1 protein-coding gene is annotated in these 1,375 nt (G+C 52.5%); it reads right to left on the bottom strand.

Annotation, left to right across the window (positions count from 1 at the left end; translation table 11 throughout):
* On the bottom strand, positions 1-937 hold a 937-nt coding region (locus CW742_RS13215), incomplete at its 3' end, for an ABC transporter substrate-binding protein (protein ID WP_292421141.1).
* Positions 938-1,375: the final 438 nt, after the last annotated feature.

Below are 1,375 nucleotides of genomic sequence, written 5' to 3'. Positions count from 1 at the left end.
CGTAACTGACAGCCTGCCGCACACGTTTGTCGTTGAACGGTGCCCGGCCGTTATTGAACTGCAGCATCCGGACTCTCGGGATCTCCTGTTGCTGAACGGTATATTCCGGATTGTTCATGTAACCGGTCGCGATATCCGGGGGCAGGATGATGGAGACCTGTGCTTCCCCGCTCTTTAGGAGCATTCCCCGTGTCGGTGCTTCCGGTATGATCCGGTACACGACTTTATCGACAGTGGCTTTCTGTCCCCAGTACTGGGTATTTTTCACTGCGATGATCTGTTCCTTGGGTTTCCAGGAATCGAAGATAAATGGCCCGGTTCCGACCGGTTTGATGAGTGTCCCGTTGGCATTCCATGAAGAGGCGGCGAGTGCCGACGCCTCTCCTTTACTGAGATATGCAGGAAGAGCGGGGAACGGTTTGCTTAAATAAACAACAAGGGTCTTATCATCGGGAGCCTCGATCTCGATGATGGGGACTGAAGCGAATGCCTTGGATTTGACCAGGGAGCGTTCGAGGGACTTCTTCATGGCATCGGCAATGAAGGGAGTCCCGTCATGGAACAGCACGGCATCACGCAGGGTGAAGGTCCAGGTTTTCAGGTCGGCTGATGATTTCCAGCTGGTAGCGAGACTGGGAACCACGTTGAGTTCGTCATCAACTCCGGTCAGGGATTCGGTATACCCGATTCTCTGCCCGGTATACCCGTACTCATGGGGATCGACCGTCTTCGGCTCCCACTGGGCCGCCAGCACAAGCGTTGTCGGCTTTGCCGATGCGGCTGCAGCCGTTGGTGCGACGGTATTCGCAACAGGAGTTGATACAGTATTCGAACCCGATTCTACCCCTGTTTTTGGTACGGACGGGGATCCTGTGCAACCGGCAGCAATGACAACCAGGATGACAAGGATTGCAAAAAGATAGGATGCACGTTTCATATTAATAGATCATACAATTTTACATTTTTTTGTTATTTAGTGCTTATTATTTTAACTTTGTAACATTTTTTTGAATACAATTCAGGAAAAGAGATCCTTGTTATCCCGCCTTGTAGCAACAAATTCTCCGGTCACCAGAGATATGCACCGGAGGCGATGTATGGCACTGCTCCGTTCCCTCCGGGCAGAATGGCAGGAATGCGCATCCACCTGAAATAGTACAGGAATCTCTGGCAATGGCATCATCTTCCAAAACTTCATCACAACCGGTTATCCTCCGGGTGAACGGGTGGGCAGGGGTATCAAGGATGTCCTTTCCTTCCTCGATGATTCTGCCCCCCAGCATCACAGCCACCCGGCCCCCCATAACCCTGGCCCGTTGGCGATCATGAGTGATAAACAGGCATGCGCAACCGATCTCCCCCTGGCGTCCCTGGG

Origin of the sequence: Methanoregula sp. (genome assembly GCF_002835825.1) — an archaeon.
Lineage (GTDB): Archaea > Halobacteriota > Methanomicrobia > Methanomicrobiales > Methanospirillaceae > Methanoregula.
The sequence above is the reverse complement of the archived record's forward strand: the minus strand, read 5'-3'. Positions and strand labels throughout refer to the sequence as shown.